Origin of the sequence: Oleiharenicola lentus (assembly GCF_004118375.1) — a bacterium.
Classification (GTDB): domain Bacteria; phylum Verrucomicrobiota; class Verrucomicrobiia; order Opitutales; family Opitutaceae; genus Lacunisphaera; species Lacunisphaera lenta.
Genome location: NZ_SDHX01000002.1, coordinates 775,630 through 789,364, shown reverse-complemented (window position 1 = coordinate 789,364; position 13,735 = coordinate 775,630). Strand labels below are relative to the sequence as shown.

Sequence of the window (13,735 nt, the reverse complement as noted above, 5' to 3'; positions counted from 1 at the left end):
AAGATTCAGGCACCGAAGGAGCGCAGAGCGGAGCGCCACCAGGGGAAGTGGTGGATTTCCAGTTCCTCCTGCGCGGGCATCGGGAACCACGCGAACTGACCGCCGGCGGCGGCGAGGCACAGGCCGCCGGTCAGCGTGCGGAAAAGCACGTCCTGCTGCAGGTAGCGGATGACGGTCTTGGTGGGCTTGCCGTGCTTGAGCCGGAGTTCGCGCAGGCAGTCGCGCAGGTGCTCGAGGTTGGGGTAGGGCAGGTTGTTGGTGTCGGCGGCCTCGGGGTCGTCACCCAGGCGGCCGAGTTGCAGCTCGGCGAAGACGAGGGCGGGCAGCGAGACGGGCTCGGCCGGATCGGTGATGCGCGCGGCAAACTCCCGCGGCTCGAGCGAACTGACGACGCGCGGGGTGACCGGGCAGAATTCCTGGTAAAGGTGGAAGCGCGGGCCGGCCGCGGGCACGTAGGGCGCGGGTTTCAGCGTGAGCACGCGGCCGTCGTCGGTCGTGAGGTGCGCTGACTCGAAGGCCTCGATCGGCGTGCGCTCGAGCACGCGGTAGATGGAGAGGTAGAGCGAGCGGCGCGGGTGGCGCTCGTCCATGCGCCGCACATGGTCAGGGGTGAGCAGGCCGCCGGCGTGGGCGTCGGTGAGCTTGAAAAAAATCGCCTGGCCGCGGGCTCGTTTCTTGGAGCCGGTGGCGACGTAGGCGCCGAATTCCTCCGGGGCGAGATGCGAGGCGACCAGCGACTCCGGCATCAGCGAGACATAGAGATACTTGGGGTGGCTCATGACTGGGGCGGGGTGGGGGCGCTGGAATTCTCCGGCGACTCCTTGAGCATGCCAGAAGGCGCAAGTCCGCGCCGCGCACGGGTTGCGAAGAGCCGTGCGCGTGTTGCGTCGCCCTGGAGATGGCGGTCCGCCAATAAAGAAGGGCGGGATCAGCATCCCGCCCTTCTTGAGACTTGAGCCTGGCTCCTTCCTCGGACCGCTGCGGTCAGACGGTCAGCAGGTCCTTCTCCTTGTGCGCGAGATGCGAGTCGATGTCCTTGATGGCCTTGTCGGTCGCGGTCTGGACGTCCTTCTCGAGGCGCTTCTCGTCGTCCTCGGAAATCTTGCCGTCCTTCTTGAGCTTCTTGGCGGCTTCCATCGCGTCACGACGGACGTGGCGGACCGCGACGCGGCCCTCCTCGGCGAGGCGGTGGGCGGTCTTCACGAATTCCTGGCGGCGCTCGCGCGAGAGTTCGGGGAAGGGCAGGCGCACGACGCTGCCGTCCACGACGGGGTTCACGCCGATATTGGCCATCTGGAGCGCCTTCTCGATGGCGCGGATCAGGCCCTTGTCCCAGGGCTGGATCTGGATCATGCGCGCATCGGGCGTGGTGATGGCGGCGCAGCCCTTGAGGGGCATCATCGAGCCGTAGGCCTCGACCTGCACGGACTCGACCATGGCGGGGGAGGCCTTGCCGGTGTGGATGGTGGAAAACTCGTGGAGGGTGTGGTCCACGGCTTTCTTCATGCGGGCCTGGGCGTCGGAGAGAGTCGCGTTGCTCATGGGAGATAGGGTCAGGGTTCTGGGCGGGGTAAACTTAAACTGCCAATTTAAACTTCAACGGTTCACGGGTCACCCGTGAACCAGGGTGCCGATCTTGTCGCCGGCGACGGCCTTGCGGATGGCGTGTTCGTCGTCGAGGTTGAAGACGAGAATCGGGACGTTGTTGTCGAGGCAGAGGGAGAACGCCGTCGAGTCCATGACGTTGAGGCGCTGCTTGAGGGCGTCGATGAAGGTGAGCTCCTCGTATTTGACGGCGTCGGCGTGCTTCTTCGGGTCCTTGTCGTAGATGCCGTCCACCTTGGTGGCCTTCATGATGATGTCGGCGTGGAGTTCGGAGGCGCGGAGGGCGGCGGTGGTGTCGGTGGAGAAATACGGGTTGCCCGTGCCGGCGACGAAGATGACGACGCGGCCCTTCTCGAGGTGGCGCATGGCGCGGCGCATGATGAAGGGCTCGGCGATCTGGTTCATCGGAATGGCCGACTGCACGCGGGTTTTCACGCCCATCTTTTCAAGGCAGTCCATGATCGCGAGGCCGTTGATGACGGTGGCGAGCATGCCCATGTAGTCGCCGGTGGTGCGGTCCACGCCGCGCTTGGCGCCCTGGAGGCCGCGGAAGATGTTGCCGCCGCCGATCACCACGCACACCTGCACGCCGAGGTCATGGATTTCCTTCACCTGTTCGCACATCCGCTCGAGGATGGCGGCGTCAATGGTCTCGCTGCCCTTGCCGCGGAGGACCTCGCCGCTGAGCTTCAGGACGACGCGCTTGTATTTGACGGGAGTGGAGGCTTTGGCGCACATGCGGCGCTGATGAAACGATTGCGGGAAAGCCGCGTCAAGGGGGGAGATGGCGGCCCCTCGGCGGCGGCCGGATGCCCGGCGTGAAATTGTTCAGGTAATCTGTGCGCGCGGGCTTGCGGATACGCGGTGCCGTGCCCAACGTGGCCGCCTCATGGGGCGTCACCTCAACCTCCTGATCCTCGCCTTGCTGGCGCTGGCTGCGCCGTTGCACGCGGAGCTTTTCCTGCGCTGGAACCAGGCCGGCTATGCGCCCGGTCAGCCCAAGGTGTTGTTGGCGTTGAGCGACGCCGACCTCGCCGGGCAGGCGTGGACGGTCACGCGCGCGGGTGCGACGGTGCGACACGGGACCTTTGGCCCCAGCACGACCGGCGCGGGTGATCATACGCCCTTTGCCTACAACCACACCGCGGATTTCAGCGCGCTGCGCGAGGCCGGGGACTACACGTTTATCACGGCCGGGGCGGCGCCGGCGACGTTCCGCATCGCGGCTGCGCCCTACGAGCGGATGGTCTCGCTGCCGCTGCTGCATCTGCGGCGCGCGCGCTCGGGTTCGCCGGACACGGGATTGCGGCCGCTGTCGCATCCCGGCGACGCCGACGCACCGGTCTTCGTGCCCGACGGCGATCCGGCGAACGGCCAATGGAAACCGGCGGAGCCGGCGCGCACCGTGGACGCGCTCGGTGGCTGGTATGACGCCGGCGACTACATCAAGTTCACCCTCAACCAGGCCGCGACCGCCTACCATCTGCTGCTGGCCTACCGGCTGAAACCGGAACTTTTCGCCAAGGCCCCCGGTGGCTCCGGCTTGCCCGACGTGCTCGACGAGGCGCGGCACGGGCTGGAGTTCCTCATGAAGGTCCATCCCGACCGTGACACCTTCATCATCCAGGTCGCCAACGCCGAGGACCACAGCCAGGGCCTGCGCCTGCCGCACCAGGACAAACTCGACGGCCGGCGCCCCGCGCTCTGCGCGTTGTCGCGCGTCCACATGGGTGCCACCGCCGCCGCCCTCGCCCTCGGCGCGCGGACCTTCGGGGAGCTCGGTCGCGCGGACGACATGGCGCGCTACAGCGTGATGGCGCGAAAAATCTATACCCGCGCCCGCGAAGCCGACACCGTGCCCACGGCCTTCGAGCGCGACAAGGTGAACGATTTCTACCGCGACCCCGATCCCACGGACCAGATGGCCGTCGCCGCCATGGAGCTGTTTGCCCTGACCGACGACGAGACCTACCTGGAGCAGGCGAAAGCCTATGCGCCGCCCGCCGCCAAGGAAGTGGGCTGGGGCGACTGGAACTGGCTGGCCAACGCCGCGCTCGCCCCGCACGACGCGGCGGCGAAGCAGCGCCTGCGTGACGAAATGGCCGGCTACGTGCAGCACGTCCGCGAGCGCGGTGCGCCCTGGGGCCTGCCGAGCCGCTACGTGTGGGGCAGCCTCGCGCGCTGGGTCGGCATCGCCAACGCCGCGCGCGAAACCGCCCGCACGCACGGACCGGCTCCGGAGCTGGATGCGCTCTACTGGGGCATCGTGGACTACACCTTCGGCCGCAACAACTGGGGCGTGTCCTTCCTCTTCGATGAGCAGCTCCCCAACACCGTGCGCCAGCTCTACAGTCCGGTTTACCGGATGCTGAAAGTGTTCCCCACCGGCGCGCTTTCCGAGGGGCCCGGCGGACGCAAGCTGCACGACGAGCTGAGCAAATGGTTCAAGATTTCGCCGAGCGATCCTTTCCACCGCTTCAACACGCCGGCCGGCGTCTTCTTCGACAACGAGACCGATTTCATGTGTCAGGAGGCGACGATCACCGCGCAGGCCGACGCCGTGCTGTTCCTCGTGCTCGCCTCGTTGCCCGGGAAAAATTGATGAGGGGCATGGTCACAAAAAGCATAAAAGTCGCAGCAGCCTGCGGCGTGGGGATGCTGGCCCAGTCTTGCTGAAGCTCCGGATTTGTATGAAAATCCTCTTCAACCACATCGGCTACGCGCCGGACGATGCGAAGGTGCTGCTGATCGACGCGCCGGAGAAAACGAGCTGGCGGGAACTGGCGCTCGTGAGCCTGCCCGATGGCGCGACGGTCTGGCGCGGCGCCGCGACCTTTGCCGGCGGCGTGGCCGGCTGGTCGGTCGGCCCATGGTGGCGGGCGGACGTGAGCGCCGTGCGCGCGCCGGGTCGTTACGCGTTGCGGTGGGCGACGGCGGACGCGACGGGTCAGAGCGAAGGCTTCGAAATAGCGGAAAGCCTCTTCGGGCAGGCGCTGGTGTCGGATCTCTTGTTTTATTTCAAGGGCCAGCGCTGTGCCGGCATCTACGACCGGGCGGACCGGCGTGCGAAACGGGTGGGTGACGGGGCGGTGCGCGACGTGCGCGGCGGCTGGTTCGACGCCTCGGGCGACACCAGCAAATACCTGAGCCATCTCTCGTATGCCAACTTCATGAACCCGCAGCAGACGCCGCTCGTCGTGTGGGTGCTGGCGCGCGCGTGGCATCTCTGCCGGGCGGCCGGGGCGCCGCCGTATTTTCTCGAGCGCATCCAGGCCGAGGCGCTGCACGGCGCCGACTGGCTCGTGCGCATGCAGGACCCCGCGGGTTTCTGGCATGTGACGGTGTTCGACCGCTGGTCCAAGGATCCCGCGGCGCGCGAGCTGTGCTCCTATCGCACGCAGAAGGGCGACAAATACGACGACTACCAGGCCGGCTGGCGGCAGGGCGGGGGTATGGCCGCCGCCGCGCTCGCGCTCGCCTCGACGCTCGGCGACGGAGATGAGTTCCGCCGCGCCGACTATTTCGCGGCCGCGCAGAAGGGCTTCGCGCACCTGCAACAGCACGGCCTCGGCTATCTCGACGACGGACAGGAGAACATCATCGACGACACCTGCGCGCTGCTCGCGGCGGTCGAATTGCAAGCGGTCGCGCCGGGCGCGTCCGTCGCGGCCGAGTTGGAGAAGCGGCTGGCCAGCCTTGTCGCCCGACGTCGCGCCACCGACGGCACCGTTTGGCTCGCGGCGGACGGGGCGGGGGAGCGTTCGTGGTTCCACGCCAGCGATGCCGGTCTGCCGCTTGTGGCGTTGCTGCGTCTGGCCGATGCGCTGCCCGGTCACGCGCAGGCCGGTGCGGCGCGCGATGTGGCCAAGGAGCTGGTGTGCGCACAACTCGCGCTGGGGCAGGAATACAATAACCCGTTCGGCTATCCGCCGCACTGGGTGAAGACCGCCGGTGTCGCCGGCCGCGTGCAGTGGTTTTACCCGCACGAGAATCCATCCGGCTACTGGTGGCAGGGCGAGAACGCCCGCCTCGCCTCGCTCGCTGCCGCGGCGCAGGCCTTGGGTGCGGCGACGCGTGACCCTGCGCCCGCCGCGGCCGCCCGCCGCTGGACGGACTGGGTTCTCGGGGCCAACCCCTTTGACCGTTGCATGCTGCAGGGACGGGGCCGGAACAATCCCGTTTATTCGCCGCCCTACGACAACGCGCCGGGCGGTGTCTGCAACGGCATCACCAGCGGCTTCACCGACGAAAGAGACATCGCCTTCGCGCCCACACCGCAGGCGACCGATCCCGCGCAGAACTGGCGCTGGGGCGAGCAGTGGCTGCCGCACGGCGCCTGGCTGCTCTACGCGCTGGCGCTCCGTGAAACCGGGGGGCGGTCCTGACAGTCTAACGCACCGGCTCCGCCACGCCTTTTCCCTCGCTCCGCCGACTCTTCAATCCCCCGCCACCATGGAAGTCCTCATCCAACCCAACGCCGACGTCGGCTGTGCGCTCGGCGCCCGCATCATCGCCAAGCTCGTCCGCGAGAAGCCCGACTGCGTGCTCGGCCTCGCCACCGGCCGCACCCCGCTCCAACTCTACACCGAGCTGATCCGCCTGCACAGGAACGACGGCCTCGACTTCAGCCGCGTGACGACCTTCAACCTCGACGAATACGTCGGCCTGCCCGCCGCGCACGACCAGTCCTACCGCTGGTTCATGCGCGAGAATCTGTTCCGGCACATCAACATCGACCCGCAGCGCACGCACGTGCCCGACGGCACCGCCGCCGACCTTCACGCCGAGTGCCGCGACTACGAGAAGCGCATCCGCGACGCCGGCGGCATCGACCTGCAGCTGCTCGGGCTCGGGCGCAACGGCCACATCGGCTTCAACGAGCCCACCGGCTCGCTGCGCGGCCGCACCTGGATCAAGATCCTCTCGGAGCAGACGCTCCGCGACAACAGCGCGGTCTTCGGCGATTTTTCCAGGATGCCGCGCCACGCGATCTCGATGGGTGTCGGCACGATCATGGACGCCCGGCGCCTGCTCCTCCTGGCCTTCGGGCCGGCCAAGTGCCGTGCCGTAAGCGCCATGGTCGAGGGTCCGCTCTCCGCCATCTGCCCCGCCTCGATGCTGCAATGGCACGAGCGAGCCACGGTCGTCCTCGACGAGGCATCCTCGGCCGGCCTGAAATACGCCGACCACTACCGCTGGGTGGATTCGCACAAGCTCGACTGGCAGAAGCACGGGTGAACGGCGTCGAATGGCTGCCTGGCATGGATTGATTCGCTTCGCTCAGGGCTGCGCCCTCGACCTGCGGTCGATCCTTCTCCCTCCGCTGCGCTCCGGTCGTCGAACCAAGGTTCTCATCCATGTCCGGTTGCCAAAACTCAGAGAGTTTTGGCAACCGGTCCGGAGGGAAATGCGAACTTTCGTGAGGCTAATCGCCTCGCGGTCGGTTTTGCGCGTTTTGGCAGTTAGCCTTTTCGCGAGATTGGCTAAGCGCGTGGAGGCGTTCGAATTCACCTTTGAGCAGTGCTTCTTTCTTCGCACGAGACCACCGCTTGAGTTGAGCCTCGCGGGTTCGGGCTCCCGAAAATGTCTGGAATTCTTCGACCCGAAGGAGCGCGACGGGTGGGTCGAGTTGAGTTGTTCGACAGGCTTGGCCGGACGCGTGATCGTCTAGTCATTGCTCAAGATCCTCAGAGGCACCGATGTAAATAGTGCCCGAGCGCAGTCGAAGAAAGTAGACCACACACGTGCCCTTCGACGTGGGCCGTTGGCCCTTGCTCAGGGCCATTCGTCGCGATTAGGCGAATAACACGTTCATGTAATTCGAGTATGCCGGCCGCAGGCCATGAACAAGCCGTGCTCGGACGGCGCGTCGAATGGCTGCCCGGCATGGATTCGAACCATGACTAGATGAGTCAAAGTCATCTGTGCTGCCATTACACCACCAGGCAAGGAGGGGCCAAAGAAGCCCCGCCCTTGGGAGGGGTCAAGGGCGGAAAATGTCGGATCCGGGGTGCGGCCACAGCAACGACTTATCTCCGCAACGATGCCGTGATCCGCTGACCTGACGACTTTTGCGTCAGCCTATAATCGGTCCAATCGCATGGCCGGCGAACGCTTTGGCCACGCGGCGGAGATTACTTCGTTATCCCTCTCGCGTTGTCCGGACCTCACGCCTAAAATGTTCCCACTCAGGAGAGAATGCCGGTGCGGACAATGAAGCCGGGGCTTCTTGGTGTTCGCGGGGCGCCGCTCCTGCGCGTCCGAACGTTCTGTCCGGCCGGCAATCTTCGCCACCCATCATGCCCCTCATCCTTCCTCTCTTCGCCCGCCCCATTCCGATCCGTGGCGGAAAGGCGTGCGGGTGAGATCTGTTATGAATCACTCCCAGGCCCACCGGCCGGCCTGCCCAAACACGTCCGCTCCGGCCCCGCGTCGGGTGACGCGCGAGATGGTGCATGCCCGCACCCGCGAGATGGCGGTGCAGGCCGGCCGGGCGCCGCTGCAGATTTCCCAGGGCGACTATGAGCGGGCGCGCATCGAGCTCACCGGCGAGTCCGACATGGATCGCCAGGAGGCTGTGCTCGATGCGGCGCTGACCGGATTACCCGGGGCGCTGGCGACTTGGGAAAGCGAGGGCGGCCACCCGGCGGGTCCGGCCGCCTGAACTCAATTTATGCAAAAGACCAAAAAATCCGTCGCGAAACGCTTCAAGCTCTCCGGCACCGGCAAGCTGATCCGCCGCACGCCCGGCTTCCGCCACCTGCTCGCCAACAAGAGCACCAAATCGAAGCGTCGCGCCTCCAAGGACAAACTGGTCGCTCCCGGCCATGCTGCCCCGCTCAAACGTTGCCTGCCTTTCGGACTCTGAACCCCCACCACCATGAGAGATGATTACGTCCTCCAAGCCCGGGAAGTCATCCCGGATCCTTACATCCTGGTCAACGTCGTGTCGCGCCGCGTGAAGCAGCTGCGCCGCGGCAGCCGGCCGCTCGTCGAATCGCTGGAGAAGCTTTCGGCCGAGGACACGGCCCTGCGCGAGATCGCCGAACGCAAGATCAGCTACGAGCTCGGGCCGGAATAAAACCGCAGCTGTCCCGCAGCAACCGCGGGGTGTGACGCGACCTCCGGTTGTGTCGGCAGGGATCATGGCTAGGCTCGGGCAACCCCAGCCCCCATGACCTTCCCCGCCCGTTGTCTCGTCCTTAGTGCCGTCATTGCCGTCCGCGCGTTTGCGCAGGCGCCGCAGCTGGTCTGGGAGGCCAGCGGGTTCAGTGCGCCGGAATCCGCGGTCTTCGATGCGGGCCGGAACCAGTTCTATGTTTCCAACATGGGTGCCTACGGCCAAGGCGCGGCGCCGGGCGACGGTTTCATCAGCCGCGTCTCGGCCGACGGCCGGATTCTCGAGCTGAAATGGATCGCCGGGCTGCAGGATCCGAAGGGTCTCGCGCTGGCCAACGGCCGGCTCTACGTCGGCGACAACGCGGATCTGGTCGAGATCGATCCCGCGACCGGCGCCGTCATGGCGCGGCATCAGCCCGAAGACGGCCCGGGTTCCTTCAACGACTGCACGGCGGACGCGGCGGGCAACATCTATGTTTTTAGCAACCGGCTGGGCACGATTTTCCGGCTCGGCGGCGGAAAGTTCGAAGCGTGGTTCAAGGTGGACCGCAGCCAGACCGGCGGGCTCAACGGCCTCAAGGCCGAGCAGGACCGCCTGCTCCTCGGCGGCTGGACCGTGCGCGGACCGGACGGCAAAGAACAGCCCGGGCACCTTTCTTTGGTGACCTTCGGTGAGACGCCCCGGCTGGGCCGCATCGGCCGCAGTGCCATCGGCCGCATCGATGGCATCGAGCCGGACGGTCGAGGCGGCTACACGGTGACTGACTGGTGGACGGGCGACCTGTTGCAGGTGACCGCGGACGGTGAGTCCGCCGTGCTGCTCTCGCTCGGGCGCGGCACGGCCGACCACACCTACCTGGTCGGCGAGGGTCTGCTCGTGATCCCGCATGTGCTTGACCACAAGGTCCGCGCGTATCGCTGGAAGCCGTAGGCGGCATGCCGTGTATCCAACCAAGGTGTAGCCGTGCTTGAGTCTCGTGTCCGCGGGACGAAAGCGTGGCCGAATGAGACCACGTTGTCGCTACGCTCCAACGCGGCTCCTGCTTAAATGCAGCGATTCATGGTCAGCCCGTTTCGGATCCGGCTAAATCGTAATTCGTCAATCGTAGATCGTGAATCTCCTCACTCCACCTTCAGGCGTTTGTAGCTCACCGTGTAGGGGCGCGCCTGGAGGATCACGACATGGCGGTCCTCGCCCGCGATGAGGAACTCGGCGTCCACGGCGTTGGCGGATCCCGGCCAGCGCCAGAGGAAGTGACTGTGGAGCTTTTGCAGGGCAGGCGCCAGTTTCTGGAGATCGGCCTCGGTCAGCAGCGGCTGTCCGCCCGAGCGCGAGCTGCGGGACAGCACCTCGAACTCGAACTGGTCCGTGAAGGTGTAGATCATGTGCTGCTCGGGGATCTCGTTGCCGCCGGCGCCGGTGACGCTGCCGCCGAGCACCTGGGCGTTGATCAGGAAGCCGGGCCGGTCCTCGGTGAAGGGGTTGGCGGTGATGGCCACACCGTTGGCCACGGCGCCATCCACGAAGGGCTGCACCAGCACCGCCATCGCCACGGCGGCATGGTCCACGCCGTGCCACGCACGCTCCTCGAATGCGCCCTGCTGCCAGACGCTGGCCCACACGCCGCGGAGGGCGGTGGCGATGTCGGCGTCGCTCGCCCCGGCCTTGATCCGGATTGAGCGGTACAGGCCTGCGCCCGTGAAGCCGGCGAGGTCCTCGGCGTTGGTGCTGGAGCGCAGAATCCAGCGCGAGCCGGGCGCGGTCGCGCGGATGCGCTCAGCCACCTGTTGCACGAGCTGGGGGTCCACCGGGTGTGCCTCGATGGTGGTGCGGACCTGCTGGAGCCACTGCGCGCGGACTTTCGAGTCGGCGATGAAATCCGCCGCGGCGGTGCGTGCCGGGAGATCGTCGAGCGCGCGGCTCGCACGGACTTGCGCGAGGTAGTGCGCGACCGGGATCACAAAGCCGCCGGGCGTGACCAGGCCCTTGATGCGCGAGGCTTCGCCCAATTGCGCGGCCTTGGCCCCGGCGAAACGGGTGTCTTTGAGGCGCAGGCTGTTCACGTCGAGCAGGCGCGTTTCGGCCGGGTCGAGCTGCGGCACCTTGATGGATTTGGGGCGGCGCTTGGCCCAGTGCGCCTGTGCCTCGGCCGGGTCGGCCGGACGGAGCGAAAACTCCTGCGACCCGACCACGAGTTCCACGAGCTGGCCGTCGAGCGCCGCCCAGTCGGGCCGGTTCAGCGCCTCGCGCAGCGCCATGTTGGGCGTGCCGCGGTTGGCGCAGAGAATCGCAATGTGGCCGAGCGGGGCCTGCAACTCGGCTGAGATCACGCCGGCGTTGACGGGGATCTCCTCGGGCAGCTGCTCCAGCACCAAAATCTGGTCGGCGCGCACAGTCGCGACGTCCAGCGGGCCGCGCACGATCCGCAGGTGGCCGAAGGTCCGGCCGGTGGTGAGCGGCTGGTAGCGGATGCCGGCAAACACCTCTTCGGTGTTCGCCAGCGGCAGCCGGTCGCGCACCGCGGCGAGGTTGCGCTCCTGCAGGTCGGAGAGCGGCCGGAAGCGCAGCCGGTCGCCGATCCACAGCGCGGCGCGGAGCGTTTCGTAGAGGCGGAGGATGCGCTCGCCGGACAGCGTGTCGGAGCTCGACAGCTCGAGCGTCCAGAGGCCGGAGTCGAGGTAGTGCGTGATGGTGCCCATCTCGAAGCGCCGGCCGGCGTCGCGGTATTCGAAGGAGTTGAACAGGTCGTGTTCCTTGACCGGCCGGCCCGGCCCGGAGAGGCGTTCGATCGCGAAGTAGTAGTGATAGGGATAGCGCTCGGTGTCGGTGAACCAGAGCCGGCGGCGGCTCTCCAAATCCAGGAGGAACTTGACCGACTCGGTGCGGGCAAAAGCGGAGGACTCCGTGCGCGCGGCCAGCCGCCGCCACGTGGCCTCGTCCGGAATGGTGTGCGCCGAGTCGAGGCGCTTGAGCTTGGCCGGGCGCGGTTCCTTGGCTTCAGCGCCGGGCGAGTTGGGCAGCGCAAGCGCCAGCAGGCAGGCAAGGAGCAGAGAGGCCGGCCGGTGCGCGGAGAGCATGTCCAAAGATGGCCGGCCGGCCGCCGGGACTCAAGGTCAGCTTCCGCCGAAGGCCGGCCGGACCATGATCCTTTTTTCCGGAATTAAGATTCCGCGTCGGAGGTTTGCCAGGGGTGGGCCGGGGCGGCTCAATGGCGCTTCTTTCCACGTGTCCCCTTCTGTTACTCCGAGCGACCTCCTCCGCGCCATCGAGGCCGATCTCCGCGGCAATATCCTGCCGTTCTGGATCCGGCATGTCGTCAACACGCCCGCCCGCACGTTCCACGGGCAGTTGAGCAACCACCTCGCCGTGGAGGCGGGTGTCGGGCGCGGCGCCCTGCTGACCTCGCGCATCCTCTGGACCTACGCGGCGGCCTTCCGCGCCTACGGCGATCCCGCCTACCGCGAGATGGCCGACCTTGCGCACGCGGATCTGCTGGGCCGTTTTCACGACGCGCAGCACGGAGGCTTTTTCTGGTCCATTCACGCCGACGGCACCGTGCAGCGCGACCGCAAGCAGGTCTATGGACAAGCCTTCGCCATCTACGCGCTGAGCGAATACCACGCCGCCACCGGCGACCGGCGCGCCCTCGACCAGGCGGTCGCCGTTTACCTGCTGCTGGAGCACCACGCGCGCGAACGCGTGCACGGCGGCTACCTCGAGGCCTTCGCCCGCGACTGGGCGCCGATCGCCGACATGCGCCTGAGCGAGGTGGATCAGAACGACCCCAAGTCGCAGAACACGATGCTGCACGTGATGGAGGCCTACACGCGGCTGCTGCAGCTATGGCCCGACGCCGGTCTGCGGGTCGCGCTGCGCGAACTCGTGGAAGTGATGCTCACGCGCATCGTCGATGCGCGCACGGGCCACCTTGGCCTGTTCTTCACCACCGACTGGCGGCCGACCTCCGACAAGATTTCCTACGGCCACGACATCGAGGCCGCCTGGCTGCTCACGCGCGCCACCGACGTGCTGGGCGAGGCGGACCTGATCGCGCGCACCCGCACCCTCGCCCTGAAGATCGCCGACGTCACCCTCGCCGAGGGTACGGACGCCGACGGCGGCATCGTCAACCTCGGTGCCCCGGGCGGCATCGTGGACGGCGCCAAGGAATGGTGGCCGCAGGCGGAGGCGGTTGTGGGTTTCCTGAACGCGTGGCAGATCTCTGGCGAGGCGTGCTATCTCGCCGCCGCGGAGAACACCTGGGAGTTTATCGCCACGCACCTGATCGACCGGGAACACGGCGAATGGTTTCGCGGCGTCACGCGCGATGGCCAGGTCATCCAATCGCACGAAAAGGTCGGCTTCTGGAAATGCCCCTACCACAACGGCCGCATGGGGCTGGAGGCGCTCATGCGTCTGGGCCCGGCCCACTTGGTCCGTGCCTAGGCGCGCTGTGCTAAACTAAAAAGGCGGACCGGAGGGTCCGCCTTTTGATTCTTCACGCGGCGACGCCGCAGCACTTCTTGTATTTCTTGCCGCTGCCGCAGGGGCAGGGGTCGTTGCGGCCGATCTTCGGCGTCTCGCGGCGCACGGTCTTGCCGGGCTCGTCCACCTGGCCGGTGTAGACCCAGCGGCCGTCGTCGCGGCCGAAGAGGGCGATCTCGAGGTGTTCGCGTTCCTCGCCCTCCATCTTGAACTTGGCGGAGAAGTGCACGGCGCCGAGCTTGTCGTCGGGGCCGCCCTGCTCGGTCTTGAGGATGGTGAGGCCGTGCCACTCGGCGGACTCGGCCCACTGCTTGGCGGCAGCGGCGTCGAAGTCCTTGCGCTGGTCGGGGCTGAGCGAGCGCTCGAGATGGGCGACGTCGTGCTTCACGTAGGCCGTGTAGCGCGAGCGCATCAGGGCTTCGGCCGTCGGGGCGGGCGCGCCGCCGAGGATCGGGCCGCAGCAGGCTTCAAAGGTGGAACCGGAACCGCAGGGACAGGAACTCATGGAACCAGAGGCTCCACGGG

Annotated in this window: 13 protein-coding genes and 1 tRNA gene; 8 read left to right on the top strand and 6 right to left on the bottom strand. The window is 67.1% G+C overall.

Annotation, left to right across the window (positions count from 1 at the left end; all coding sequences use genetic code 11):
* Nucleotides 1-5: 5 nt before the first annotated feature.
* The 3 genes from ESB00_RS17125 to pyrH all read right to left on the bottom strand — a co-directional run bounded on the left by ESB00_RS17125 (nucleotide 6) and on the right by pyrH (nucleotide 2,343).
* Nucleotides 6-779, bottom strand: a complete 774-nt coding sequence (locus ESB00_RS17125; RefSeq protein ID WP_129049011.1) for a hypothetical protein — start codon at nucleotides 777-779, stop codon at nucleotides 6-8.
* 205 nt (nucleotides 780-984) lie between these two features.
* The gene (gene frr / locus ESB00_RS17120) at nucleotides 985-1,542 is read right to left on the bottom strand and encodes a ribosome recycling factor (protein WP_129049009.1); all 558 of its coding nucleotides are present in this window, start codon (nucleotides 1,540-1,542) and stop codon (nucleotides 985-987) included.
* A 69-nt stretch (nucleotides 1,543-1,611) separates the two neighbouring features.
* Complete coding sequence (gene pyrH / locus ESB00_RS17115; protein WP_129049006.1) at nucleotides 1,612-2,343, bottom strand: UMP kinase; 732 nt, start codon at nucleotides 2,341-2,343, stop codon at nucleotides 1,612-1,614.
* Nucleotides 2,344-2,494: 151 nt separating this feature from the next.
* Here pyrH and ESB00_RS17110 point away from each other — a divergent pair, with 151 nt between their 5' ends.
* The 3 genes from ESB00_RS17110 (at nucleotide 2,495) to nagB (ending at nucleotide 6,843) form a co-directional block, all read left to right on the top strand.
* The gene (locus tag ESB00_RS17110) at nucleotides 2,495-4,207 is read left to right on the top strand and encodes a glycoside hydrolase family 9 protein (RefSeq protein WP_164976279.1); all 1,713 of its coding nucleotides are present in this window, start codon (nucleotides 2,495-2,497) and stop codon (nucleotides 4,205-4,207) included.
* An 88-nt stretch (nucleotides 4,208-4,295) separates the two neighbouring features.
* The gene (locus ESB00_RS17105) at nucleotides 4,296-5,990 is read left to right on the top strand and encodes a glycoside hydrolase family 9 protein (RefSeq protein WP_129049002.1); all 1,695 of its coding nucleotides are present in this window, start codon (nucleotides 4,296-4,298) and stop codon (nucleotides 5,988-5,990) included.
* Nucleotides 5,991-6,057: 67 nt separating this feature from the next.
* Nucleotides 6,058-6,843 carry a glucosamine-6-phosphate deaminase gene (gene nagB, locus ESB00_RS17100; RefSeq protein ID WP_129049001.1) on the top strand — a complete coding sequence of 262 codons (786 nt, stop codon included), beginning with the start codon at nucleotides 6,058-6,060 and terminating at the stop codon, nucleotides 6,841-6,843.
* Nucleotides 6,844-7,479: 636 nt separating this feature from the next.
* Here nagB and ESB00_RS17095 read toward each other — a convergent pair.
* Nucleotides 7,480-7,553, bottom strand: a tRNA-Gln gene (locus ESB00_RS17095).
* 425 nt (nucleotides 7,554-7,978) lie between these two features.
* Between ESB00_RS17095 and ESB00_RS17090 the strand changes: the two genes are divergently transcribed.
* From ESB00_RS17090 to ESB00_RS17075, 4 genes are all read left to right on the top strand, one after another.
* Nucleotides 7,979-8,269, top strand: coding sequence for a hypothetical protein (locus tag ESB00_RS17090; protein WP_129049000.1), 291 nt, complete (start codon nucleotides 7,979-7,981; stop codon nucleotides 8,267-8,269).
* A gap of 9 nt (nucleotides 8,270-8,278) precedes the next feature.
* Complete coding sequence (gene rpmI, locus ESB00_RS17085) at nucleotides 8,279-8,473, top strand: 50S ribosomal protein L35 (RefSeq protein ID WP_129048999.1); 195 nt, start codon at nucleotides 8,279-8,281, stop codon at nucleotides 8,471-8,473.
* A 12-nt stretch (nucleotides 8,474-8,485) separates the two neighbouring features.
* On the top strand, nucleotides 8,486-8,686 hold the full coding sequence (locus ESB00_RS17080; RefSeq protein WP_129048998.1) for a DNA-directed RNA polymerase subunit omega: 201 nt from the start codon (nucleotides 8,486-8,488) through the stop codon (nucleotides 8,684-8,686).
* 93 nt (nucleotides 8,687-8,779) lie between these two features.
* Complete coding sequence (locus tag ESB00_RS17075; protein WP_129048997.1) at nucleotides 8,780-9,655, top strand: SMP-30/gluconolactonase/LRE family protein; 876 nt, start codon at nucleotides 8,780-8,782, stop codon at nucleotides 9,653-9,655.
* A 191-nt stretch (nucleotides 9,656-9,846) separates the two neighbouring features.
* On the opposite strand, the gene ESB00_RS17070 is transcribed toward ESB00_RS17075, so the two are convergent.
* Entirely contained in the window at nucleotides 9,847-11,802 is a 1,956-nt protein-coding gene (locus ESB00_RS17070; protein WP_129048996.1) for a PEP/pyruvate-binding domain-containing protein, read from the bottom strand.
* Between the two features lie 148 nt (nucleotides 11,803-11,950).
* Between ESB00_RS17070 and ESB00_RS17065 the strand changes: the two genes are divergently transcribed.
* The gene (locus ESB00_RS17065; RefSeq protein WP_246026513.1) at nucleotides 11,951-13,171 is read left to right on the top strand and encodes an AGE family epimerase/isomerase; all 1,221 of its coding nucleotides are present in this window, start codon (nucleotides 11,951-11,953) and stop codon (nucleotides 13,169-13,171) included.
* Nucleotides 13,172-13,223: 52 nt separating this feature from the next.
* On the opposite strand, the gene ESB00_RS17060 is transcribed toward ESB00_RS17065, so the two are convergent.
* The gene (locus tag ESB00_RS17060) at nucleotides 13,224-13,715 is read right to left on the bottom strand and encodes a YchJ family protein (RefSeq protein ID WP_129048994.1); all 492 of its coding nucleotides are present in this window, start codon (nucleotides 13,713-13,715) and stop codon (nucleotides 13,224-13,226) included.
* Nucleotides 13,716-13,735: the final 20 nt, after the last annotated feature.

Excerpts from the sequence above, each read along its gene's own strand:
- frr (WP_129049009.1), bottom strand. The coding sequence starts at position 1,542 with ATGAGCAACGCGACTCTCTCCGACGCCCAGGCCCGCATGAAGAAAGCC.
- ESB00_RS17105 (WP_129049002.1), top strand. The coding sequence starts at position 4,296 with ATGAAAATCCTCTTCAACCACATCGGCTACGCGCCGGACGATGCGAAG.
- ESB00_RS17060 (WP_129048994.1), bottom strand. The coding sequence starts at position 13,715 with ATGAGTTCCTGTCCCTGCGGTTCCGGTTCCACCTTTGAAGCCTGCTGC.
- ESB00_RS17080 (WP_129048998.1), top strand. The coding sequence starts at position 8,486 with ATGAGAGATGATTACGTCCTCCAAGCCCGGGAAGTCATCCCGGATCCT.
- ESB00_RS17070 (WP_129048996.1), bottom strand. The coding sequence starts at position 11,802 with ATGCTCTCCGCGCACCGGCCGGCCTCTCTGCTCCTTGCCTGCCTGCTG.
- ESB00_RS17075 (WP_129048997.1), top strand. The coding sequence starts at position 8,780 with ATGACCTTCCCCGCCCGTTGTCTCGTCCTTAGTGCCGTCATTGCCGTC.
- ESB00_RS17125 (WP_129049011.1), bottom strand. The coding sequence starts at position 779 with ATGAGCCACCCCAAGTATCTCTATGTCTCGCTGATGCCGGAGTCGCTG.
- ESB00_RS17090 (WP_129049000.1), top strand. The coding sequence starts at position 7,979 with ATGAATCACTCCCAGGCCCACCGGCCGGCCTGCCCAAACACGTCCGCT.
- nagB (WP_129049001.1), top strand. The coding sequence starts at position 6,058 with ATGGAAGTCCTCATCCAACCCAACGCCGACGTCGGCTGTGCGCTCGGC.
- ESB00_RS17110 (WP_164976279.1), top strand. The coding sequence starts at position 2,495 with ATGGGGCGTCACCTCAACCTCCTGATCCTCGCCTTGCTGGCGCTGGCT.
- rpmI (WP_129048999.1), top strand. The coding sequence starts at position 8,279 with ATGCAAAAGACCAAAAAATCCGTCGCGAAACGCTTCAAGCTCTCCGGC.
- pyrH (WP_129049006.1), bottom strand. The coding sequence starts at position 2,343 with ATGTGCGCCAAAGCCTCCACTCCCGTCAAATACAAGCGCGTCGTCCTG.